The organism is Thalassospira lucentensis MCCC 1A00383 = DSM 14000 (assembly GCF_000421265.1).
In the GTDB taxonomy this organism is placed as follows: Bacteria; Pseudomonadota; Alphaproteobacteria; order Rhodospirillales; family Thalassospiraceae; genus Thalassospira; species Thalassospira lucentensis.
On record NZ_ATWN01000003.1, the window covers coordinates 343401 to 367702 of the forward strand.

A 24302-nucleotide genomic window follows, 5' to 3' on the forward strand; every position below is an offset into this window, starting at 1 on the left:
GGAATGATGGTTAAAACGGGGCGCGGTTGTGGGACCTGCGCCCCGTTTACCTTTTCAGGCCACGCGAACACTGGCCAGATACCGCGAAAAATCATTCGCGGGCATCACCACAACACCCGACAGGCCAAGGAACGCCGACAGGCGTTCAAGATTGGCCATCAACGCCCCGGCAACATCACCTGCGGTAAAACCATCTTCAAGATGCGCGCTTTGCACCAAAAGCACCCCGGCCTGCCGATCTGCTTTCAAATCGACACGCGCAACAAATTCGCCGTTTAACATAAACGGCAGGACGTAATAGCCGTATTGGCGCTTTTCGGCCGGAACATATATCTCGATCCGGTAGTTAAACCCGAAAATACGTTCCACTCGATCACGTTCCCACATCACCGGATCAAACGGCACCATCAAGCATGTCGGCTTGGCCCGTGACCGTGGATTGACGTTCGGGCACATATAGCCCGGCTGTTTCCACCCCTGAACATCCGCTGCCAACAACCGCCCTTCTTCGACAAGACGCACAAGGCACCCTTTAACGTCCGCCGTCGGCAGGCGGAAATATTTGCGCAGATCCGCCTCGGTCGCCACCCCCATGGCGGCAATACCCTTGCAAATCAGATCACATTGCGCATCCTGCCTGTCGGGTGCGGCAAGATTGGCCACTTCGCCAATGATCCGTTCGGGCAAATCATAAACCCGTTCAAAACTGCTGCGGCGTTTGCGCGACATGACCTGACCGCTCCAGAACAGATATTCCATCGCGGTTTTGGTATCCGACCATCCCCACCATGCCGAACTGTTGGCACGCTTGTCTTCAAGGTCACTCGCACCAATCGCACCCTCGCGCTCAATCCGGGCCAGAATGCCATTGATCAGATCGGGCTGTTCGCGCTGCATCCGGGCAATCCGGCCCCAGGTGCCTTTGCCATTGCGCGCATCCTCCATCCGCCAGCGATACAGCGGGTAATCCTCAACCGGGATCATCGATGCTTCATGGCCCCAATATTCAAACAATTTGCGCTGCCGGTCCGTGCCCCAGACAACCTGATCAAGCAAGGCTGCGTCATACACCCCCAATCGACTGAAAATCGGCATGTAATGCGCACGTGTCAAAACGTTGACACTATCGACCTGCAACATATTGGTTTGTCGGATCGCCTTGATGATCCGGCGTTTGGTCACCGGGCGATTGTCGTCGCAATCAAACCCCTGCCCGACAAGCGCAAGGTTGCGCGCCTGCTTGATGGAAACGGCAACGGATCGCATCGGGATATGAACACTGTCATCTGGCATGGTTAAACATTCAAATTGGCAAATAAAAACAGCATGATGTTAGCATATCCCCCTGACAAATACGGCAGGAGGATTCCATATGTTTTCGTGTATGGTTTCTTAACGGGTCACACCGTCTGCCAAGTCAGCCAAGGGCCTTTGCCCGGATAATCATCGCGCACACCGCAACACAGGACACGAACGCAAGATGGAAATCGAACAGATCATGATCCTGAGCGTCCTTGTCGGGACAGTTGCGCTGTTTTTATGGGGGCGCTGGCGTCATGACATGGTGGCGATGGCATCGTTATTGGCCTGTGTCGTGCTGGGGCTGGTGCCGACCGGCGATGCCTTTGTCGGGTTTGGACATCCGGCGGTCATTACCGTGGCCTGTATTCTGATCCTGTCATCGGCCCTGCAAAAATCCGGGGCGGTCGATACATTGACCCGAACGGTTCTGCCGCAATCGGCCGGTCCCTTTGTCACCATGGCCGCCCTTAGTCTGCTCGCTGCCATCCTGTCGGCCTTTATGAACAATGTCGGGGCCTTGGCATTGCTGATGCCAGTGGCACTTCAAATTGCCCGAAAGCAGAATTTGCCCCCTGGAAAAATCCTGATGCCACTGGCCTTTGGCTCAATCTTGGGCGGCATGACCACATTGATCGGGACACCGCCCAACCTGATTGTTTCGGGCTTTCGTGCCAGACTGAACGGCGATGGCTTTTCGATGTTTGATTTCACCCCCGTAGGGATTGCGATTGCCGCATCCGGACTGGTGTTTGTCATTCTGCTGGGTCGATTTCTGGTCCCCACCCGCGAACGTGCCGGGGCCGAGGGATTTGAAACCGGCTCCTACCTGACCGAGGCCCGCATTACCGAGGGCAGCAAGGCCATCGGCATGCTGTTGCGCGACATCAACAATGAACTGGAAAAAACCGACGCACAGGTCATTGGCTTGATTCGCAATGAACGCCGCATCCCCGCCCCAAACCCCTTTCGCGAATTGCACCAGAACGACGTTCTTCTGATCGAAACCGAACCAGAAGGCCTCGCCGCCGCCCTTTCCGCCGTTGAGCTCACCCTTGAGGCCGAATGGAGCGATGCGCAGGCCAAACTCAAGGCACTGGACAGCGACGAAGAAACCCTTTCCGACACCGAGACTGACGACAGCACAAAACCCGAAACCACCAACGATACAGAAAACCCCTCCGATGCAGATCAGAGTGACGCGCCCAAAGACGCCGATAAAACCGCCCTGCAATCGGATGATATTTCGCTGATTGAACTGGCTGTTCTGCCAAATGCCGCCTTTATTGGCCGGTCTGCGACCGACATACGGCTGCGCAACCGCTATGGCATCAACCTGCTGGCCGTTTCACGCCAAGGCCGCCGTTCGATGGCGCGTTTGCGCACCATGACGATGCAGGCCGGCGACGTTCTTTTGATGCAGGGCCCACCAGAAGCCATCTATGACTTTGGCAACCGGCTTGGCTGTGTACCACTCGCCGAACGGTCCCTCCATCTGGCGGACAAGGCACAGGCGCTTAAAACCACCGTGATCATGGCCATCGCCATCCTGCTGGCCGCCTTTGGCATTCTACCCGCCGCCATTTCCTTTGCTCTTGGTGTTCTGGCTGCATTGCTGATACGCGTGGTATCGCCCAGAACCCTTTATGATGCTGTCGACTGGCCGGTTGTCGTCCTGCTTGCGGCCCTGATACCCGTCGCCAATGCCATGGAAAGTACCGGCAGTGCCGACTTGATCGCCCGCTTCCTGCTGCAATCGGTGGCACAGGGCAACGCGACCATTGCCGTTGGCCTGATCCTTGTCGTTACCATGACCCTGTCGGATTTCATGAACAACGCCGCCACCGCGGCCGTGATGTGCCCGATTGCGATTGGCAGTGCCGCCCAGCTTGAGGCCAGCTCCGACCCGTTCCTGATGGCGGTCGCCATCGGCGCATCCTGCGCCTTCCTCACCCCGATCGGCCACCAGAACAACACGCTCATCCTCGGCCCCGGCGGCTTCCGCTTTGGCGACTACTGGAAACTCGGCCTCCCGATTGAAATCATCGTGGTGGCGGTTGGCGTGCCGATGTTGTTATGGGTGTGGCCGTTATAGGCTGTCACGGGCACTTTCATTGGTCAGCCAGGAAACAAACTCTGCGACTTCATCGTCGTTGGCCTCATCCACTGATCGGGCGGTTAAGGCATAGTAGCCATAGCCGTTCTGATAGCCGCGTCCAAATGGCTCGACGAGTATCCCCATCGCCAGTGCTTCTGTCACCAACGGCCTGCCAACCAATGCCATGCCCTGCCCGGCAATGGCCGCCTGAACCACTGCGTTATAATCGGTAAACCGCGCCCCGCCTCGTACTTCGATTTCGGGTCCGTCAACTAGGGCGATCCACCTTTGCCAATTAACCTGAATCTGTGGCGACTGTAACCAGTCGAAATGCAGCAACGGCGTTTCCGCCAAAACATCCAAATCAAGCGGAACGTGTTTTTGCTTGATCAGGGCTGGGCTGCATACGGCGATTGTCTCATCCTCAAACAGCCTGACCGACTGTACCTCATCACCAATATCTGCGGTATATCGAATGGCAATATCAGCATGTCCCTGCACGAGATCGGCAAACCGCGTGGTTGAATCGATCAAGACATCGACATTGGGATTTTTATCCTGAAACCTGCTTAACCGGCCAACCAGCCACGCATGCGCAAATGACGGATCGACCGAGATTCTCAGCTGACGCCGTCCGTCATATTCACGGATTTTGCGAACCCCCGACGCCAAACTTTTGAAGGCGACATGCAGTTCGGCCAAACCCGCCTCTGTCGCATTCGTAATTGCAATGTGGCGACCATTCCGCCTGACCAGATTCTGGCCTAGCACATCTTCAAGACCACGCACCAACTGGTGCACTGCTGCCGGGCTCACCCCAAGTTCTTCAGCCGCCTGTTGAAAGCTGCCCTGTCGCGCAACCGTCTCCAAAGCGCGAACCGATTTGAGCGACGGCAACCATCCCGGCGAGACAGACTTAAGTTTTTCTGAATTCATGCTTCATTTCAAATGATTGGGTGTATCGCAGTTTTTTATTCAAATATAGCCAATTAGCATACCAAAATTGGTAATCACATCCTCGAAAAGACTATAGAAATCATAATGAAAAACAAACATCTCATTCTAGCGCTCCTAATGTCGGTTATTTTCGGTGCGGGTTGGGTTTTCGCCAAGGCCGCGCTTGACTACTTTCCGCCGATCCTGCTGGCCGCATTTCGCTTTGGCGTCGCGGCCTTGATTCTGATCTGGTTCGTCAAGCCACCACGCGGGCAAATGCGCGATATCATGATGATCTCGGTTCTTGCCATCACGGTGCCCTATGCAATGATCTATACCGGCATGAAGGAACTGGATGTTTCGACCACCATTCTCTTGGTGCAGCTTGAAGCCCCTCTTTTGATCTTATTAGGCGCCATGCTTCTTAGGGAAAAGCCGGGGCTGCGCAAATCAATCGCGACACTAATTTCTTTCTTGGGAATTGTGCTGATTGCAGGCGACCCTGACCTTCACGGCAGCACCACAGGAATTCTCTGGGTGCTGGGCAGCATTCTGACGTGGGCCGTTGGTCAGATTAAAATTCGAAAACTGGGTGATTTTGGCGGCTTACGCAGCCTCGCTTGGATTTCAGCCTTTGCGACACCGCAGCTTTTTCTTGTATCGGCCATATTTGAAACCAACCAGATCGCACTTGTCGTCCATGCAGACTGGTCGATTTGGGCAACTGTTATTTATCTTGGAATAGCAATGACAGCAGGCGGAGTAGGCATCTGGTATCACTTGATCGGTAAATACCCGATGGCTTTCGTCAGCCCGTTCCTCTTGCTGGTTCCGGTGACGACAATTCTTGGCGGCGTTTTATGGCTCGGAGAAGAGCTAACCATAATGACAAGCCTCGGCGGTGCCATCGTCATTGCGGGTGTGGGGATGGTCATCATTGACCGCCCTTCACAAAAAAACAACGGCGGTGCTTGATGACAATAAGGGGTAAATCGCTCAGCGTAATAGAAGCACCCCTTACACCTGCTGTTACGCGAACTTACGCGCGCAAGATGTTCACTTAGCCCGAACAAAAAAGGCGCCCCCGAAAGGCCGCCTTTGATTTGAATTTCGTCGTCTTTGACAGCGTTAGCTGCCAAAACCAAGCTTCGGCACCGCAACGCCATTCGCACGGCAGGCCGAAATCAGGGTGTTATTGAGCAAGCACGCGATGGTCATCGGGCCGACACCGCCCGGCACCGGGGTAATCGCCCCGGCCACCTTGGACGCGGTTGCAAACTCGACATCGCCGACCAGTTTCATTTTGCCCGCATCGCCTTCAACACGGTTGATGCCAACATCAATCACCGTGGCCCCCGGTGCGATCCAGTCGCCCTTGATCATGTTCGGGCGGCCAACAGCTGCAATCACGATATCGGCTCGGCGGACTTCATCGGGCAGATCGCGGGTGCGCGAATGGGCAATGGTGACGGTGCAACTTTCTTTGAGCAGAAGCTGCGCCATTGGTTTGCCAACAATGTTGGACCGTCCAACAACCACGGCGCGTTTGCCTGACAAATCGCCCAGCGTGTCTTTGAGCAACATCAGGCAGCCATACGGCGTGCAGGGTGCGAAACCTTCGCCGCCCGTTGCCAGCGCCCCGGCATTGACCACATGAAACCCGTCAACATCCTTGGCCGGATCAATCGCGGCCAGAATGGCCTGCTCGTCAATATGGTCGGGGACGGGGAGTTGGCACAAAATACCATGCACATTCGGATCGGCATTCAGTTTGGCAATCAGTGCCAGCAAGTCTGCCTGCGGGGTATCGGGGGACAGTTTGTGTTCATAGGAATTCATGCCGCATTCAAGGGTCTGTTTGCCCTTGTTGCGCACATAGACCTGACTGGCCGGGTCTTCGCCGACCAGGATCACGGCCAGACCGGGGGTAACGCCGTGATCGGCTTTCAGCTTGGTTACTTCGGAAGTGATGTCTTCGCGCAGTTTGGCTGCGAAGGCTTTGCCGTCGATGATTTTTGCGTCACTCATCTGTCTGTCCGCCCCGTAAGTTGGGATATTTGCACCATCAGCTCGTCGGGATCGCCGTCTATCAGCAGCTTTTTGTTACGATCAGTCAGCCCGGAGACGATCCTGATCGAGGACTTAGGACATTTGGCCGCTTTTGCCAAAAGTTTTATCAGCGCCTGATTGGCTTTGCCGTTTTCCGGCACGGCGGTCACAGACACCCTAAGCTGCATTTGTCCGCTAGCGTCGGCCACCACATCACCAATCGCGTTGCGCGATGCCTTGGGTGTCAACCTGACGAACAGACTTATCCCTGTTTGATCAGAACCTATCACGCAGACAGCATCAGACATTGTCTAAATGAGACGAACGAATAGGCGAAATGAGACATCAATAGCCGACAAGCGCCATCCGGACATCGGTCTGGATCAGCATATTGGCAAATTGCAGCACCAAAATCAGGATGATCGGCGAAATATCGATGCCGCCAAGATCGGGAATGATGCGCCGGATTGGCCGCAATGCGGGCTCGGTCACCCGGTACAGGAAATCACCGACCATATAGACAAACTTGTTGCTGGTATTGATCACATTAAACGCGACAAGCCACGACAGAATTGCCGACCCGATCAGCATGAAAATGTAGATACCCACAACCGTATCAATAAGCCAAAAAATCGCCAGCATTGCTGCTCCTTACCTGCCGCCGGGGTGGATGTGCAAAATCTGCCCCGAAATTATGTTTTTACGCAGCAAAACCTAGTCGGCAATGCCCCACAACGCAAGCGCAGAGCATTGATTTAACCACCTATTGGGCCGATTTTGCCCGGTTTGTGATCCCAATCACGACGCGACACACCCCAAATTTACGCCCTACCCTATTCCTCATACTATTTAAAACACCCAAAACGATACCTGTGCATACAAAAAACTGTCAGGAGATGTCAGTCTGCCCGTGATCATCCCTTGCCCATGCCGTCACTTCGCGCCACAACAGATAACTGGATCATCGGGAAAGGCAAAACATGACCAACAGCGTGCAAAACAGCGGAAAAAAACGATGCGGCTGGGCGTTAAGCCATGTCGACAAACCGTTTTACGTCGAGTATCACGACGCCGAATGGGGTGTGCCCGTGCATGACGACCGGCAGTTTTTTGAAATGCTGATCCTTGAAGGGGCGCAGGCCGGGTTAAGCTGGCTGACCATTTTGGCCCGGCGTGAAACATATCGGGCCGCATTCGATGATTTCGATGTCCATAAGATCGCGGCTTATGACGAAGCAAAGCAACAAACGCTTCTGGCCGATCCGGGGATTATTCGAAATAAATTAAAAATAGCCGCAACTATTCAAAATGCGCGAATATTCATCGCCATCCAGAAAGAGTTCGGCAGCTTCGATTCCTACGTCTGGAATTTCGTCGGCGGCACCCCGATCATCAACCATTGGCCGACCATGGGCGACGTTCCTGTATCCACCGATCTCAGCGACGCGCTGTCCAAAGACCTTAAAAAACGCGGCATGAAATTCGTCGGCACCACCATCATCTATGCATTCCTGCAAGCCACCGGCCTTGTCATGGACCATACGGTTGACTGCTACCGTTACAAAGAACTGGTAAAATAGTCCTCTGTTCGGATGTCCCACGGCGGTTAGGCCGTCTTGGTTGAGCCGCGCACCAAAAGGCCGGTTTCGAGGATGATGGTGCGACCAGTGTCTTCGCCAAGGGCCATTTCGGCGGCCAGGCGGCCCTTTTCGACCGAATCCTGACGTACTGATGACAATGGCGGGTCGGTGCGTTCGCCGGCCACAATGCCGTCAATTCCAATGACCTTAAGGTCATCAGGCACCTTGCGGCCCAACTCGCGCGCAGCATCCAGCGCACCAATCGCAATCACATCGGACATGGCGAGGATGCCGTCGATCTCGGGGTGCTGTGCCAGCATCTCAACCGTCATTTTAGCACTGTGTTCGGAATGGTTGTCGCATTCGACATGGATGATGTCGGTCGGGGCAATGCCCGCCGATTGCAGGGCATCGTGATAGCCCGCCATGCGTTCACGCACGACCCGGTGGCTTGCCGCACCAACACGGTTGGCATTCATCGGGCCGAAATGATCATGTTCTGTTGCCTGTAACGACAGAATGGCAAATTTGCGCGCCCCGCACTCGAGCAAATGCGCAGCAGCCGTTTTCGCCGCCGCATGATCGTCGAGCAATACCGTTCCCGCCGCACCGGCGATGTCGGTATCAATGCTAATCAGCGGCTGGTTGCGGCGCTGGATGGCGGAAATAATGTCATTATTGTCCGAATAGCAATGCACCAAAAAGGCATCGACCGCGGCATTATTGACCGCGGCAATCGCCTGCTGCGGGTTTTCGGCCGAAATGATCATGACATTGACGCCATGGCGCGCGCATTCGCGCCCGATCCCACGCAGCAATTCAATCGCCACCGGATCGGAAAAGGCATATTCAAGATTATCGGGAAACACAACGCCAAGCGCCCCGGCCTTACCCGTGCGCAACATCCGCGCCATAACATGCGGCCCGCGATAGCCAAGATCCTTGGCCGCAGCAAAAATGCGGTCGCGGACTTCGCGACGGACAAGATCAGGTTTGCCAAACGCATTGGACGCCGTTCCTTGCGAAACCCCGGCCGCCTTGGCGACATCCAGAAGTTTTACGCGTTTTGCAGCCATTGCGATTTGCTCTCCCAGTCCGTGCGTTTTTAAACTGCCCCGCCCAACGACAACGACGGCAGATGTTTTTTCCTTAAAACCACTATAGCCAGAACCAACACTGTCTTGCCACAAGACATTGACGTTACAGAAAACCGCCCTTGGTTTTAACGGATTTCGGGACTGGTATTGCGGAAAGTCAGATTAATTCGTGGCCCAACTTGTTTGGCGGTTTTGGGCAGTTGATGCAGCCAGCAATGTTGGGTTTCACCGCCCATGATCAGGGCTGAATTATGGGGGAGATCAATGCTGATGCGATCCCCGGTTGTCTTGTGACGCAGATGAAAACGGCGTTCTTCGCCAAAGGACAGGCTGGCGATGACCGGGTTCTGGCCAAGAACATCTTCGTCATCAGCATGCCAGGATACACTGTCGCGGCCATCGCGATACTGGTTGAGCAGCACCGTGTTAAAGGCCACACCAGCAAGGTTTTCGGCCAGATCGCGCAACGGGGCAACCTTTGCCGGAAAAGGGGATGCAGGGTGATACACACCGCTATAGCGATAGGCGACCTCACCAAACCATGCGGTCAGGCGCGGAACGGGGATTTCCTTACCGGCCATCCGGGCGGTTTCCTGTTGCCAGACAATGCCACTGAGCAGCCGGTCAAAGGTCCGGTCGGCATCGTCATCAGGCATAATGCCACGCAACAGCAAAACCTGCCCGTCAAAGGGCAACAAATTGCGCGGTGGCTCGTTGGCAAACAGATCGCCGGTCATGATCATCCCCGGAAGTCATTCTGACAAACACCTAGGACGAACGTGGGCGAAACTCAAGACACAGTTCACTGATATAGTCGTTTTCACAGTGACTTGGCACACATCAATTCTGACCCTAGCCGTTGACCAGATCTATCCCTTCCTGATCGGCATACCGTTCGACATCCTCAACGCTTAAGCCAACCGCGCTATAAAGATTGATGGTTTCAAGTTCGAGGTCGGTCTCGGCATCGGCAAGGGATTGCTGTGACGTTGTCAGGCTGCGTTGAGAATCAAGCACATCAAGAAAGTTCGAAAGCCCCTGAACGTAGCGTACCCGCGATTGTTCAAATGCATCGCTGTGATAGCGCACCGATGCAATCAGCGAATCACGTTGCTGCACGGCACCGACATAACCGTAAATCGCACTTTCGACTTCTTCAATCGCGGCCAAAAGGGTCTTGCGATAGGTCAGAAAGGCCTGCTCGGCTTCTTCTTCGGCCACGGTTATGTTGGATCGGCGCAGCCCACCATCATACAGCGTGGCATCAATCAGTGCGCCAATGGCCGCCATTGCAGTGCGTATAATCGGACCGGTGCCATACCCCGTCACGCCAAAGGCCAAAGAGCCATCGAGTGAGAGTTCAGGATAAAGTGTTGCGGTTTCGACCCCGATTTGCGCCGTGGCGGAAATCAAGGCCAGTTCGGCAGCACGCACATCGGGACGGCGGCGCAAAAGATCGGCTGGAATACCAATCGGCGGTGCACTTTGAAATTCCGGCAAGGGTGACACATCAAGCAACACATCACGATGGGTTCCCGGCTGTGCACCAACCAGAATGGAAATCGCATTGATTGACCTGTCTATGTCGGTTTGAAGAGCCGGCAAACTTGATTCAATATCGGACACTTCGGCACGCGCACGCGATAGATCCAGTTCGGACGCAAGACCGGTTTGCTGGCGGACCTGCACGATGTTGCTGGTCTGGCGTTGCAGATCAAGTGAGCTTCGCAACAGTTCCTGACGTTTTTGGCTGCCGCGCAGTTCGATATAGTTACGGATAATATCGCCGATCATCACGCGATAGACATCCTCGCGCAAATAAACCTGTTCAAGATAATCGGCCTCGGCGGCCTGTTCTTCACGGGCTTCCCCGCCCCAAACATCCGCCGTCCAGGAAAGATCAATCCCCGCCCCATATCCGAGATCATCTACCCGATTGCCATCTATCCGGCTGGATGTTCTGCGTTCAGCCGATCCATCGACGCTGGCACCGACTTCAAGACCATTTTCCCCGCGCACACCACGCGCGGTTGCTGCCGCCGCGCGAATGCGGCTGATCGCGATCTTAAGATCAATATTGTTGGTGATACCTTCTTTGATCAGGGCATCCAAAACCGGATCGGTTGTGGTTTCCCACCAGCGGGCCTGATCGGCAGGGTTATTGGCGATAACCGGAATTTCCGGGGTATAGGCGGCGATCAGATCAAATTTCGGTGCGGTATAATCTGGCCCCACCGATTGGCACCCGGCCAACCCGATCAACATGACAGCGCAAGAAAGTGCCGAAAGTCGTTTCACCTGCATGTTATTTCGCACTTCCTTGAATCTTGCTGTCGTCAATTTCGCCGGTATCAGGAATGGCTTCTGCCGCACGCAACTGACTTTGCAATTTAAACCCGCCATCCGCACGCGCCGACACCAGCGGTGCCAGCAGCAGATACAGAACCGGGGTTAAAAACAGCGTAAAGACCGTGGCAAACCCAAGCCCGCCAAACACAACCCAGCCAATTGCCGCCCGGGCCTCGGCACCGGCACCCGTCCCCAGCACCAGTGGCAACCCGCCAAGGACCGTTGAAATCATTGTCATCATGATTGGACGTAACCGTACCATGGCCGCATCGTGCACAGCATCACGGACCGATTTACCGGAATCGCGGAGCTGATCGGCAAATTCGACGACCAAAATACCGTTTTTGGCCATCAGGCCGACCAGCATCACAAGCCCGATCTGGCTGTAAATATTGATTGATGTCCCACTTAAGCCCAGCGCAAAGATCGCGGCTGCCAGACCAAATGGAACTGTCAGGACAACCACCAAAGCGGACATGAAACTTTCAAACTGGGCAGCAAGCACCAGCAACACCACCAGCACGGCAATCAGGAAGGTCAGCTGTACATCATTGTTGGTTTCGCCAAGGGTCGCAGCATCGCCGGTCATCAACACCCCGATCCCGGGGGAGAGAACCTTGTCAGCGGCTGCGTTCACATCATCGACCGCCTGTTGCAAGGTATAGCCGGGTGCAAGATTGGCCGAGACCATCACAGCGCGCTGCTGACCTTCGCGTTCGAGTTCCGATGCGACCGCTTCTTCGCTTAGACTGATCACGGACGATAGCGGCAATACCCGACCGTCCGTCCCGGTCACAAACAGATTTTCAAGATCGGACGGATCATTGATGCTGCCAAGGCTTGAACGCAGTTTCACCGGGACGTTCTGGTCATCGACGTTGATTTCGGTAACTTCATATCCCTCGATCATCGTGCGCAGCGTCACATTGAGGCTTTCAACCGGAATGCCAAGGTCAAATGCCCGTTCGCGGTCGATATTGACCAGAAGCTGTGGCTGTGTGGTCTGATAGGAGATCCGTATCCCCAGCAAGTTGGGATAGTTTTCTTCGAATTCGCGCTGCATGTCGCGCGCCTGTGCGGCAAGGACGCGATAACTGGTTCCGGTCAGGGCAAATTCCAGCCCCTCGCCACTGCCGCCGCGCAGACCAAGGCTGTTGGGCTGATAGACAAAGGCCTGCACACCGGGAAGAGCATTTAGCTGATCCTGAATGGTGGCGGTAATGTCCTGCTGACTGCGGTCGCGTTCATCCCACGGGATCAATGGCGCAATGACCAAGGCCCGATTGGGGTCCCACAACCCGACAATGGTGTAAATATTATAGGCATCCCCGGACTCAACGACCGGACGCAAAATACTTTCGACCGTCTCAACCTGACGGTCCATGTAATCAATACCAACCCCGTCGGGCCCGCGCAGCGACACAAGAATACGCCCACGGTCTTCGTCGGGCAGCAATTCCTTGGTGACGCTGTTATAGACACCAAATGCCATTGTCCCGACAAGAATACAGCCGATCAGCGTGATATAGGGAAACCGCAAAACCCATTCGAGAATGCTTTTGTAAATATCGGCAAAGAAATAACCGACCCTTTCCAGCATATTCGGTTTGGCATTCGCATCCCCATCATGCGGATCAATATGTTTCAAGCGCGACGCCAGCATGGGACACAGGGTCAAGGCGACAAAAGAAGACACCGCTACCGAAAATGCCAACACAAAGCCAAATTCCCGGAACAGGCTTCCGGCGGTGCTGGGCAGGAAGGAAATCGGCAGAAAAACAGAGATCAGGGTCAATGTGGTGGCAATCACCGCAAAGAAGACCTGACGTGAGCCAAGAACAGCCGCCGCCATCGACCCCAGCCCCTGATGTCGGCGGCGTTGAATGTTTTCAAGAACCACAATCGCATCATCAACAATCATGCCGGTGGCCAGAACAAGGGCCAGCAAGGTCAGGATATTGATCGAAAATCCCATCGCCCAGATGGCCGCAACCGTGCCAATCAGCGCGATCGGAATGGTCACTGTCGGGATCAGGGTTGCGGTAAAGGAGCGCAAAAACAGATACAGCACGCCAATCACAATCACGATGGCAAGGGCGAGACTGTAGATCACCTCGCTTAAGGCACCTTCGATAAACACCGCATCATCAGAATTCACGAAGACATCAACATCATCATATTGCGCGTTCAGTTTTTCTGCTGCCTCGCGGATACCGTTTGAAATTGCGATGGTGTTTGATTGCGCCTGACGGGTGACACCCAGACCGATAACGGTGCGTCCATCAAGTCGGACATAGGAGGTCGCATCATCCGGGCCGTAATAGACATCGGCAACATCACCAAGCCGGATACTGTCGCGGACCATCATCTGGTTCAGGCGCCCAACTTCCCAGACGGAGGCATCGGCGCGCACAAACAGCTTTTGATCATTTGATTCAAAACTGCCCGCTGGAATATCGAACTGTGCCGTTTCCAAAACATCGGCCACGTCCTGAACCGACAGCCCATAACTTGCCAGACGCAGCGGATCGACCCGGACATGAAGGACACGTTCACGGTCACCATTTATCGAAATTTCGGCAACGCCGGGCACAGCCAGCAAAGCAGGCTCAATCTGGTCTTCGACGATATTGGCGAGTTCTTCCTCGGTCAGACTTTTGCTGACCACGGCAAGGCGCATGATGGCACTGGCATCGGCGTCGGCCTTGACCACACGGACGTCTTCGACGTTATCAGGCAGGCTCCGTGAGGCGCGACTGACGGCTTCGCGAATGTCATTGGCCGCGTCATTGACCTCAACATCGGGAAAGAACCGCACACGGACACGCGCGCTGCCTTCTTCGCTGTTGGAACTGATTTCTTTAACACCGCTGACCCGTGATGCGGCAGCTTCGAGGATGCCGGTGACTTCCGAGTCCACTGTTTCGGGGGATGCCCCGTCGTATGTGGCATAGACGGTTACTGTTGGTTGATCGACATTTGGCAATTCACGGATTTCAACGCCCAGCATGGCGGCAAGTCCGGCCAGAATGATCAACATCGCCGCGACGATGATTAAAACCGGGCGCCGGATGCTGAGCGACGCAAGATCATTATGGTTTTGATTGCCGGTTTCCATCGTCATGGTCAGGAACCTTCACCAAGGCCATCACGGGTGGCAATACCAGTATCGTTGTTGTCGCGGATGACAGTCGCAACCTTGCGACCGGGGCGCAGACGAAGGACGCCTTCGACAACGATCAGATCGCCTTTTTCGATATCGCCATCCACAAGAATGCGCCCACTGGTCCGTTTGACAACGCGGACGGGTACGCGCAAGACCGCATCATCCTTGATCCGCCAGATGTAGGTTCCCTCGTCCCCCCAAAGGACCGAGATTTCGGGCACGGACGGGTATCTTTTGCCTTCGATATCAACATAAACCGCAAACGACATCCCGGCCAAAAGACGGCCTTTTGGGTTGGGCACACGGGCACGGACACTAAACGTCCGGCTGACCGGGTCAATGCGGCTGCCGATGGACTCAACGGTTCCTTCGAACAGCTCGCCCGGCAGGCTCCACGTTTCAACCCGGACCTTTTGGCCCGGCCTTACATTGTCAAACCGGGTTTCGGCGACTTCGAAATCAACCAGAATGCTTTCGATGTTATCAAGGGTGACGATCACGGTTGAACTGTCAACGCGGTCGCCTGCCTCAATTTCAGAAATGCCGACGATGCCATCGAACGGGGCCAAAATGGTGCGATCAGCCAGATTGACTTCGGCCTGATCGAGTTGAATTTTGGCTTCGGCCAATGCAGTGCGCGCCGTATCGACCTCGCTGTCGGCAACAGCCCCAAGTGGGCGGGCCTGTTCGTAACGGCCAAGAAGCTGCTGGGCATCTTTTACCTGTACGGCGGCAAGGTTGCGCGCAAGACGTTCGCGATCCGAATCAAGGATGACCAGAACCTGATCCTTGGTCACTTTGTCACCGGCGCGAAACAGAACGTCTGACACTTCGCCCGACACCGCAGGATAGATCGTCACACCCAGTGCTGATTTGCCTGTTCCGACGGCCTGAACAACGGTTTTTTCATCCATCAGACTGGCATATTCGGCAATCACCGGAAGGCCGCGATCCCCGCCTTTTTCGCGCGCCTGCGGGGCTTGCTCACCGGGGGTGACAAGCGCCATGATGTCGTCTTTGGCAAAAATATACGCAAGTGCTGCCATCGCGATGATTGCCACACCTGCGATCAGAAGCGTTGTTTTACGCGTCATCACATTCATACTTCCAAGTCGGGGCAGGTTTCACCCACCACCCTGAGCGGCCTGTTCCCCTCCGGGAAACATTTTGTATTTCAATTCTTTATCCGGCACGGGTGATTGTTTTTTGGTGAAATACATTATGGTGCAAAAGCTACTGCAACCCGTCGGCCAGAACCACACAAAAAGTGTATCAGAAACGTCGCAGCTTGTATCAAGACACCAACAAAACCAAACGTTTCACAGCCATTCAATTTGCAAACGCAAACCGGCCTGCATACACGGTACGGTATGCAGGCCGGTTTCGTTCACACAGAAACGATCAAGTCGCCAGAAATTGCAAAGCATGTTGCATTTAATCTGCTTCATTATGTTTGTTTTTGGCGTGTCGTTTGGCAAGGCACAGCGTGCAGAGCGATGCGGCGCATCGGTCAAACGGTGTAACACCGCGAAACGCCGCCAAAAACAAACCCTTCGGGCCGGGACAGCCTTCCGCCCCGCAGCGTCAAAACCCTTGAACGTAGCCCCGCTACGTCCTGCGGCCCTTTCCTTGCCGGGCAGAAGACTGTCTCCGGCAAAATGGAGCAGATTAAATGCAACATGCTTTCGGTTTTAAGCAGCCCCTAACATGCTCGATTGAGGAAACCGCACAAGGTTGCCCTCATCCCAGTTCTGCTTCTCTGATGACGTTTGGTCCTTGTCCGATCCGTCTTCGGTCGTATCCTCGTCACTTCCGGCCGAGGCCAACGCCCGATCCAGCGATGCGGTCAGTTCCGTGACATTTCGTTCAACCTCGTCAGCACGACGGGTTAGATCGACGCTGAGTTTGCGGGTGGCTTCGATGTCGTTCGAGACTTCAAAGATGGCCGAACTGACGTTATGGGCCGCATCCCCGGCAAGGGCGATCGCGCCTGTGATTTCTTCGGTTTCAAGGCGTTGTTGTTCGACGTCACCGGCCACCTCATCGGAAATCGACATCATGTCGCGCACGGTCACACCGACGTCTTCCATGGATGCCACACACCGATCGGTTACGGCCCCCATGGCATTGACGTGTTCGGTGATCTGTTCGGTGGCCTTTTCGGTTTGCCCGGCAAGGTTTTTGACCTCAGCAGCGACCACGGCGAACCCTTTGCCGGCATCGCCGGCACGCGCGGCCTCAATCGTGGCATTGAGGGCCAGAAGATTGGTTTGACCGGCAATACCGCGGATCAGATCGACAATCTGTTCGATGCTGGTGGCGACTTCGCGCAGATCATCGACCGCCTTTGCCGATTGCTGGGTCGACCCAACCGCGTTCTGGGCAATACCGCGTTGACGTTCAACCCGGTTGGCGATCGAGCCGATGGCATTGGTCAGCCGCACGGCAGCATCGCCAATCGCGGTTGCATGCGACTGGCTTTGTTCGGCGGCACCGGTTGCTGTTTCGGTCTGGGTGGTGACACGTTCGGCGGCGGCTGCTACCTCGGTCACGGCTTCGCGCATGCGGGTGACCTGATGGCTGACCGATTGGACCAGACCTGTGGTTTCGCCTTCGATGGTGTTGGCCATCGCACCGAGCGAGGATCTGCGTTTTTCTTCTTCGATGCGTTGCAGGGTAATGCGTTCTTCGGCCATGGTTTCGATCTTGAGCGCATTGTCGCGGAAGATCGAAACAGTGCGGGCCATGGCTCCAAACTCATCACGACGATTGATATCGACAAGATCAATGTCGGTGTCATTTTCACTTAAGCGGGTCATATCGCCGTTCACACGCTTAAGCGGGCGCAGGATGCTCATGGTGATGCCAAACGCCAGTGTCAGCGCGATCAGCACGCCAATCGCCGCAACAATGATGTTGGTCAGCGCGGAATTGGTTGAATCGGCATGGGCGGCATCAACAAGGGCGGTTTGGCTTGCCATGGCTTCTTCGCGGATGTTCTGGGTGATGGCCTGTACACCGCGTACGGCCGTTTTAAAGTCATCCATTGATTGACGGAAACCGCCGATGGAGCCTTCAAGCTGATTGGCCCCTTGTTTGAGCAAATCATTGTCGCGTACGGCATAGGAGAACAGCTTTTTCTCGTTGCGCTTAAGCCCGCCAAAGGCCGATTTGATTTCTTCCTGAAGGTCGGTGAGCTCGGAGGTTTTGGCGCGTGCGGCCTCAAGGGCCTCGGGCGTGCGCACGATGGGGTATTGCAGGCTATTGACGATGGCAGCCAGATTAAACGCGCCCAGTTTATCGCCATATTTTTCAGCCATTACCGGATCGCGCTTGGCGATGAATTCTTCGAGTTTGGCCGCCGATTGTCCAAGCTGACTGGCACCCAGCAACATGGTATCGGACGCAGCGGTCAGGTTTTCAGCACGCAGGACAAGGGGTTCAAGCGTTGCGATGTAATCAGCCGTCAGGCTTTCGAGCGCGTCGGCACGATCCCCATCCCCGGCATCACGCAGGGCATCAACCAGTGTCGCACCGCTTTGTTCGGCGGCGGCGCGAATGGTGGCGATGCCTTCGCGGTCCTGGATATCCACCGTCTGGGCAAACAGCAGGACCTGATTGGACAGGCGTTCGAGTTTGAGGGCGTAATCATTGGCAAGGCCGACAAGGTTTGTGCTTTTGGCGATGCGATCAGCATGGCCACCAAACCCCAGAAGGTACGTCGAGGAAAGAGCACTCAGACCAACAAGCAAAACAACCAGAACAAAGAAACCGGCAAAGATGCGCGATCCGATGCGAATACGATCAAGAAACATGGGACATCCAACAAAGTGTACGGTTTGGCGCGATGCTTACCGTGTGATGCCCAGCCGTTTTGTAACACTTAGATGAAATTCGCATTCGTCTAGTATTTACTGATCGTCACGATGTTTTTCAAAGCTCACATAATCAAAAAATACCCTTCAAAATGTTCATATGAACCAACCCTATACTGTTAGAGAGGGTAAACCTGACCATTTGGAAAGGATCCAATTGGCGTAAATTCCCGTGCCTTTATGCGAGTCGGTGCCTTGGTTCCCGCCCGGTTATTCGTCCCAGTTAGAACGTTTGAAACAGATAGCCCCATCACGCACGCAAACCGGGCGGCATCATTGTCGCCATGACAATATTCTACAAGCCGGGCGATTTTTTGCCGTTATACTCGCCCGATGAAACAGGCTTTGTCACATAGCCGGGCAGCACACAGAAACTCATCTGTGGCAACACGCCCCCGCGAAACGGCCCGTCATTGGCGTGCCGCCGACGGCATTGATTTGTTTGAAGCCGATTACAAACAGTTCACCTTTCCCAAGCACAGCCATGATTACTATGCGTTTGGCACCATCCTAAACGGGGCGGAACGGTTCATGACGCGCGGGACAAACTATGTCGCATCACGCGGGCAGCTTTTGATGATGAACCCGATGCAGGTCCATGATGGTGGCCCCGCGTCAGATGACGGTTATCATTACCAGATCATGTTTATCGCCCCGGAAATCTTTGGCAATCTGGTCAGCGAGCTTTCGCCCAAGGATGGTGGTTTGCCGTTTTTTGGCAATTGCGTGGTCAATGACCCGGACCTGCATTTACAGCTTCAGTCGCTGCATCGCATGTTCCGCCCCGACCTTGCACCAACCAGCAGTCTTTTGGAGCGCGACAGCCGGTTGCTTTATAGTGCGGCACGTTTGGCGCTTCGCCATGCGGATGCGCCGCCCTATACCTATCACCCCGGATCAGAAGACAAACGCATCACGGCGGTGATTGACTATATGGCTGCCCATCTTGATGCCAACATATCGCTTGATGAACTGGCCACCTTGACCGGGCTGAGCCGGTTTCATCTGTTGCGGGTGTTTCGTGCGGCCACCGGCCTGCCACCGCATGCGTATTTCAACCACATGCGATTGCGCCGCGCCAAACGGATGCTGTTTGACGGATCATCCATTGCCGATGCGGCAGCGGCCACCGGATTTGCCGACCAAAGCCATTTGAACCGACATTTCAAAGGCATGTGGGGGGTTAGTCCGGGGGCGTTTATCGCCAATCTTGATCAAACATCGCCCAAAAGCCCGAAATAGCTTTCGGGTCGGCGATCGCGCAAATACGGGAATTCTTTGCGTGACTTTTCAAGCGCGTCAAAGTCCAGATCAGCAATAATCAGACTATCCTGATCCCCCGCACGGGCCAGATCGGACCACGGCGCACAAATCACACTTTTGCCGACATAATTCAGGTCACCTTCCTGATCACAACGGTTGGCATAGGCCAGAAACATCTGATTTTCCATCGCACGGACTGGCACCATCATTTCAGCAATCCGGTCAAACGGCGCCATCTGGGCGGTTGGTACCAGCAAAAGATCACATCCCTTAAGTGCAATGCTGCGCACCAATTCAGGAAATTCAACGTCATAGCAGATCAGCATCGCGATTTTGATGCCATTCCAGTCAATCACCAGCGGCATATTGTTGCCTGGCGCAAAACAGGTGCGATCAAGATCACCAAACAACTGAATTTTCCGATGGAGCAACCGCCGTTTGCCGGTTTTGTCAAACAGGGCACAGGCATTGTAATTGCGCCCATCCTCGCCCAATTCTCCAAAGCCAACCACAATCGCAATGCCAATGTCCCGGGCCATATCGGCAACCGCCGACAGGCTTTCGCCCGACAACCGTTCGGATTGCTCGACGATCCGGTCACGTCCAATGTTATAGCCGGTCAGATACATTTCCGGCGCAATGATCATCTCGGCACCGGCATCGCGGGCCTCATGCGCACGTTGCGCAAGGCACGCAATCCGGGTCGGTTTATCAATGACTGCGTCGGAGCCTGACTGATAAACCGCGATTTTCATTGATCACACCCCCGCCTTGCGCCGTTTGAGCGCATCGGTGACAAGGCAAAGTTCCTCAAACAGAACTTGTGCACCGGCATGGGCGGTGTTGGTGGTGGCATCATATTGCGGGGCGACTTCGACCACGTCGGCGCCAACAAAATCCAGCCCCTTAAGACCGCGCAAAATCGCCAATGCTTCACGTGATGTCAGACCACCGATTTCCGGCGTACCAGTCCCCGGCGCAAAGGATGGATCAAGGCAATCGACATCAAAGGACAGATAGACCGGACCATCACCAATCACTTCGCGCGCCTTGGCAATGACGGCCTCAACCCCCATTTGCGGCACTTCTTCGGCGTGGATGACGGTCATGCCACTGTCATAGGAAAATTCCCACAGATATTCCGCCCCACCGCGAATGCCGATCTGGATCGTGCGTTCAGGGTCGAGAACCCCGTCCATGACCGACTGGCGGAACGGGCCACCATGGTGGAATTTGGCCCCTTCGTATTCGCCGCTGGTATCGCAATGGGCATCAAGATGGATCATGCCAACCGGACGATCCTTGCCCACCGCACGCTGGATCGAATAGCTGATGGAATGATCACCACCAATAGCAATTGGGATCACACCGGCATCAACGATTTTGGTAAAGTAATCCTCGATATCCTGATGGCAGCTTTCCAGCGAAAAACGGCTGCGAAACGGTACATCCCCAATATCGGCAACCTTGCATTGGGCACCGGGCACCATGCGCAACACATGTTCATACGGGCCAATGCGTTCGATATTACGCACCGCACGCGGGCCAAGCCGCGCCCCTGCCCGGTTGGTCACCCCCAAATCCATCGGCACCCCGACAAGCGCAACATCAAGACCGGCAAAGTCATTCTTGGCCGCGTCCGGCGCAAACGGTGCATCGAGGAATGTCGGCACACCGGCAAACGGCCATTTGCGTTCGCCACTGGCGGAAAACTGGGTTTCGGCCACTTCCTTGAAGTGCGGGTCGAACATATCGCCGCCTTTGGCGTTGCCGTATTTTTCGCGCAGTTTTGCGAGTTTTTCAGTGTTGACCATGGTGGCCTCCTTGATCCGTGTCGGACGTTATTGTTTCTTGGGATGCGTGCATATTAACTGTCATCGTCATGGCGCCACGCGCCAAGCAGGCGCGGCAAATCACCGAACCGGGCAATCAGGCCAAACACCACCACCGCGATGGCGACAAACAGAACGGTGACCGACGCCATGGTTGGCGTGTAGCCATACCGTAAGGAATTGAAAATCTTGATCGGCAGGGTTTCGACCGTGAAGCCGACCGCCATATAGGCAACAATGTATTCATTGAGCGACAGCACGAACGCAAACGCCATGCCCGATATGATGTACGGCAGGATCAATGGCAGAATGATGGTGCGCAAAATGGTGCGGTCATCGGCCCCCATGGTTGCGGCGGCTTCGACCAGACTGTCATCGACGGCCTCAAACCCCAGTGTCAGTGTCACCAGCGGCAAGGTGACAAAGAAAATCCCGTGGCTGATCACAACCGTCCATGCCTGACCATAGGAGCCGGCCGTGGTCCAGAAACTTAAAAACCCAAGGGCGGTAATCACCGGCGGCAAGATAAAGGGCGCCAGCCCAAGAACCTGAACAATCCGGGCCCACGGGGCATGAAACCGCCACAGGAACCACGCCAGCGGAAAGGCAACCACCACCGCCAGACTGGACGCCCCAACCGCAACACCGACACTGTTGAAAAGCGCACTGCGCCAACTGTCTTCGGTAAAAATCTGCGCGTACCAGTCAAGCGAGAAGCCTTCTGGCGGGAACGACAGCGATTTGCGTTCATTGAACGAAACCCCGGCCACCACCGCCAAGGGGGCCGCCATAAACAGTGCAATCGCCCCAAGGAACAGCCGCAGGATAAAGGTGTTGATCATGCGGCGTTCTCCTTCTTGCCATAAAGAAGCGAGATCGCCACCAGCGACAGGCTGACCAGTACAAGAAACACCGCCATTGCGGCTGCAAACGGCATGTTCGACTGATAGATCGCCTGATCGGTAATCAGAACGGACAGCGTCCAGTGCGACGGTTTGCCCAACAGTTGCGGCAACAGATAACAGCCAAGTGCAAAGACAAACACCATGATCAGTGTCGAGACGATGCTGTTGCGCAAGGCTGGCACAACCACATTGAGGAAGCTGCGCACCGGCCCCGACCCCAGTGTCCGGGCGACTTCGACCAAGGATGGGTCAAGACGCGACAGGGCCGGAAACAGCACAAGAACGGTGTAGGGAAACGTCTGATACACCATGCCTGTCATGACAGCACCGAAACTGGGCGATAACGACATGGGTTTATCGAGAACCCCAAGCGCGACCAACAGGTTGCTTATGCCCGCTGTACGAGACAGAAGCGTTGACCAGCCAAAGCCGATCAGAACTTCTGAAAGCGATAAGACCGACAGCAAAAACACCAGCCAGACCACTTGAGTGCGGCGGGTCATCCGGGTCAGGATATAGGTAAACGGGAAGGCCAGCAGAACAGAAACGACCGCAACCAATGCCGCCAACCCGATGGAAAACCCCAAAATCCCGCCAAAGAACGATGTCAGGAACCGGGCATAGTTATCAAACACGAATGCCGGTTCATAAAAGGCCCCCTGAACGCGTTGGAAAAAGGACACCGCGATCATGATGCCAAACGGGATCACAAAGAAAACCATCAACATCCCGGCCGGAAAGCCGATGGTGGCGTAATCGGAAAACGTGCGCGGTTTGATTTTCATGCGTCCCCCAGCACCACACAGGCATCTTTGGGGAAATGCACCGAAACGGCGTCACCTGCGGCAATGTCGGGACGGTCCGACGGGGTGGTTATCGCGGTGATCTGCTGACCGGCGACCGACAAATACATCTCGATACTCGCGCCGAGGTCACGGATGTAAGACACCTCACCGGCCAAACATCCCGGTGTATTGTCACCACTGCCTGCTGTTACCCGGATATTTTCCGGTCGCACCGACAATGTCACATCCCCCGTGGCGGGCAGGTCATCGGCCAGCAATGTGCCCCCGGGGACGGCGAGCTTCCCCGAACCACTGATGCGCCCGGAGATTAAATTGGTTGAGCCGATGAAATCGGCGACGAAGGCATCCTTGGGTTTGCGGTAAATTTCGACCGGCGGGGCAACCTGATGGACCTTGCCCTGAGACATGACAACAACAAGATCGGCCATGGTCATGGCTTCGCGCTGGTCATGGGTCACAACAATGGTCGTGATACCCAGTTTTTGTTGCAGTTGTTTAAGCTCAATCTGCATGCTTTCGCGCAGCTTGGCGTCAAGGGCCGAGAGCGGCTCATCCAGCAGGAACAATTTTGGTTCCAACGCCAAAGCCCGGGCAATGGCCACCCGTTGTTTTTGTCCGCCAGACAGTTTTGAAACCGGACGACCGGCCATATCAGGCAACTGAACCAGATCAAGCAATCGCTTGACCGCTGCCAAGCAGTCGGACTTGGATACCCCCCGAATGCGCAGCGGATAGGCGATGTTTTCGCCGACCGTCAAATGCGGGAAAAGGGCCAAGTTCTGGAACACCATCCCGAAATCGCGTTTGTGGGTTGGAATGCGCGTCACATCATCCCCATCCAGCAGGATACGACCCGCTGTCGCGGCTTCGAGCCCGGCAATCATCCGAAGCAAGGTTGTCTTGCCACAGCCCGACGGGCCCAACAGACAAACAAACTTACCCTGCGGGATTGTAAGGCTGGTTTCGTGAACGGCGGTGAATTCGCCGAACTTTTTAACAATGGACTCAAAGACCAGACCGGACATTGGCGATCCTGTATGTGACGAA

20 protein-coding genes are annotated in these 24302 nt (G+C 55.1%); 4 read left to right on the top strand and 16 right to left on the bottom strand.

Translation table 11 applies throughout. The features are described 5' to 3' along the window. Positions 1-54 precede the first annotated feature (54 nt). Positions 55-1293, bottom strand: coding sequence for a winged helix-turn-helix domain-containing protein (locus K355_RS0108350; RefSeq protein WP_022731672.1), 1239 nt, complete (start codon positions 1291-1293; stop codon positions 55-57). Between the two features lie 187 nt (positions 1294-1480). Between K355_RS0108350 and K355_RS0108355 the strand changes: the two genes are divergently transcribed. After that, positions 1481-3394 (top strand): SLC13 family permease, encoded by a 1914-nt coding sequence (locus K355_RS0108355; protein ID WP_022731673.1) that lies wholly within the window; start codon positions 1481-1483, stop codon positions 3392-3394. Here K355_RS0108355 and K355_RS0108360 read toward each other — a convergent pair. Continuing rightward, on the bottom strand, positions 3389-4333 hold the full coding sequence (locus K355_RS0108360) for a LysR substrate-binding domain-containing protein (RefSeq protein ID WP_022731674.1): 945 nt from the start codon (positions 4331-4333) through the stop codon (positions 3389-3391). The genes K355_RS0108355 and K355_RS0108360 overlap by 6 nt on opposite strands. A gap of 105 nt (positions 4334-4438) precedes the next feature. Between K355_RS0108360 and K355_RS0108370 the strand changes: the two genes are divergently transcribed. Continuing rightward, a complete protein-coding gene (locus tag K355_RS0108370) occupies positions 4439-5308 on the top strand; it encodes a DMT family transporter (protein WP_022731675.1) in 870 nt (289 codons plus the stop codon). A gap of 153 nt (positions 5309-5461) precedes the next feature. Here K355_RS0108370 and folD read toward each other — a convergent pair whose 3' ends face one another. From folD to K355_RS0108385, 3 genes are read right to left on the bottom strand one after another with little or no spacing between them, the layout of a single operon-like run. Continuing rightward, positions 5462-6361 (bottom strand): bifunctional methylenetetrahydrofolate dehydrogenase/methenyltetrahydrofolate cyclohydrolase FolD, encoded by a 900-nt coding sequence (gene folD, locus K355_RS0108375; protein WP_022731676.1) that lies wholly within the window; start codon positions 6359-6361, stop codon positions 5462-5464. Further along, entirely contained in the window at positions 6358-6690 is a 333-nt protein-coding gene (locus K355_RS0108380; RefSeq protein WP_028791452.1) for a DUF167 family protein, read from the bottom strand. The genes folD and K355_RS0108380 overlap by 4 nt, the downstream gene beginning before the upstream one ends. Positions 6691-6727: 37 nt before the next feature. Next, on the bottom strand, positions 6728-7024 hold the full coding sequence (locus K355_RS0108385) for a YggT family protein (protein ID WP_022731678.1): 297 nt from the start codon (positions 7022-7024) through the stop codon (positions 6728-6730). 338 nt (positions 7025-7362) lie between these two features. Between K355_RS0108385 and K355_RS0108390 the strand changes: the two genes are divergently transcribed. Next, on the top strand, positions 7363-7962 hold the full coding sequence (locus tag K355_RS0108390; RefSeq protein WP_022731679.1) for a DNA-3-methyladenine glycosylase I: 600 nt from the start codon (positions 7363-7365) through the stop codon (positions 7960-7962). Between the two features lie 26 nt (positions 7963-7988). On the opposite strand, the gene K355_RS0108395 is transcribed toward K355_RS0108390, so the two are convergent. From K355_RS0108395 to K355_RS0108425, 6 genes are all read right to left on the bottom strand, one after another. Further along, complete coding sequence (locus tag K355_RS0108395) at positions 7989-9038, bottom strand: LacI family DNA-binding transcriptional regulator (RefSeq protein ID WP_022731680.1); 1050 nt, start codon at positions 9036-9038, stop codon at positions 7989-7991. Between the two features lie 146 nt (positions 9039-9184). Further along, positions 9185-9796, bottom strand: coding sequence for an alpha-ketoglutarate-dependent dioxygenase AlkB family protein (locus K355_RS0108400; protein WP_022731681.1), 612 nt, complete (start codon positions 9794-9796; stop codon positions 9185-9187). Positions 9797-9911: 115 nt separating this feature from the next. Beyond that, positions 9912-11363, bottom strand: coding sequence for an efflux transporter outer membrane subunit (locus K355_RS0108405; RefSeq protein WP_022731682.1), 1452 nt, complete (start codon positions 11361-11363; stop codon positions 9912-9914). A 1-nt stretch (position 11364) separates the two neighbouring features. Then, entirely contained in the window at positions 11365-14532 is a 3168-nt protein-coding gene (locus K355_RS23530; RefSeq protein ID WP_022731683.1) for an efflux RND transporter permease subunit, read from the bottom strand. A gap of 2 nt (positions 14533-14534) precedes the next feature. Beyond that, positions 14535-15668, bottom strand: a complete 1134-nt coding sequence (locus K355_RS0108415) for an efflux RND transporter periplasmic adaptor subunit (RefSeq protein ID WP_028791454.1) — start codon at positions 15666-15668, stop codon at positions 14535-14537. Positions 15669-16265: 597 nt separating this feature from the next. Then, a complete protein-coding gene (locus tag K355_RS0108425) occupies positions 16266-18389 on the bottom strand; it encodes a methyl-accepting chemotaxis protein (protein WP_022731686.1) in 2124 nt (707 codons plus the stop codon). 441 nt (positions 18390-18830) lie between these two features. On the opposite strand from K355_RS0108425, the gene K355_RS23540 reads away from it, so the two are divergent. Further along, the gene (locus K355_RS23540; protein WP_245562926.1) at positions 18831-19691 is read left to right on the top strand and encodes an AraC family transcriptional regulator; all 861 of its coding nucleotides are present in this window, start codon (positions 18831-18833) and stop codon (positions 19689-19691) included. On the opposite strand, the gene K355_RS0108435 is transcribed toward K355_RS23540, so the two are convergent. Genes K355_RS0108435 through K355_RS0108455 form a run of 5 tightly spaced genes read right to left on the bottom strand, consistent with a single transcriptional unit; the run spans position 19664 to position 24280 of the window. Next, complete coding sequence (locus K355_RS0108435) at positions 19664-20467, bottom strand: carbon-nitrogen hydrolase family protein (RefSeq protein WP_022731688.1); 804 nt, start codon at positions 20465-20467, stop codon at positions 19664-19666. The two genes, K355_RS23540 and K355_RS0108435, sit on opposite strands and share 28 nt — an antisense overlap. A gap of 3 nt (positions 20468-20470) precedes the next feature. Continuing rightward, positions 20471-21526, bottom strand: coding sequence for an agmatinase (speB, locus tag K355_RS0108440; RefSeq protein ID WP_022731689.1), 1056 nt, complete (start codon positions 21524-21526; stop codon positions 20471-20473). Between the two features lie 53 nt (positions 21527-21579). Beyond that, complete coding sequence (locus K355_RS0108445; protein ID WP_022731690.1) at positions 21580-22386, bottom strand: ABC transporter permease; 807 nt, start codon at positions 22384-22386, stop codon at positions 21580-21582. Beyond that, positions 22383-23234, bottom strand: a complete 852-nt coding sequence (locus K355_RS0108450; protein ID WP_022731691.1) for an ABC transporter permease — start codon at positions 23232-23234, stop codon at positions 22383-22385. Before K355_RS0108450 ends, K355_RS0108445 begins: the two co-directional genes overlap by 4 nt. Beyond that, positions 23231-24280, bottom strand: a complete 1050-nt coding sequence (locus K355_RS0108455; RefSeq protein ID WP_022731692.1) for an ABC transporter ATP-binding protein — start codon at positions 24278-24280, stop codon at positions 23231-23233. The genes K355_RS0108450 and K355_RS0108455 overlap by 4 nt, the downstream gene beginning before the upstream one ends. Between the last annotated feature and the right edge of the window lie 22 nt (positions 24281-24302).